This window comes from Halioglobus sp. HI00S01, from assembly GCF_001635445.1.
Classification (GTDB): Bacteria; Pseudomonadota; Gammaproteobacteria; order Pseudomonadales; family Halieaceae; genus Halioglobus; species Halioglobus japonicus.
The window spans coordinates 1-254 of sequence record NZ_LWEE01000317.1 but is presented as its reverse complement, the minus strand read 5'-3'; the positions used below and the strand labels follow the sequence as shown (position 1 = coordinate 254).

The following is a 254-nucleotide window of genomic DNA, read 5'->3' as shown; positions in this document are numbered from 1 at the left end:
ACGAACCTGTCCGACAAGCGTGGTCTGCGCGGCGTACTGGTATACACTGCAGCCTCGAGCGAATCAGGCCGCAGGGCGTTTGAGCAGGAATTCGCAGAGGCCCTGCACAAACAAGGCGTCAGGGCAGTGGCAAGTTACACCCTGCATCCGGGAACCGAGATTAACCGGGAAGATGTAGCAAAAATAGCAGCAGAGGCCGATGTAGACACAGTGCTGGTCACCCTCTTCGCGGGACGCGATGAAACTGCCGTACT

1 protein-coding gene is annotated in these 254 nt (G+C 57.9%); it reads left to right on the top strand.

The window, feature by feature from the left end; genetic code table 11:
- On the top strand, window positions 1-254 hold a 254-nt coding region (locus tag A3709_RS24185), incomplete at both ends, for a hypothetical protein (RefSeq protein WP_197484315.1).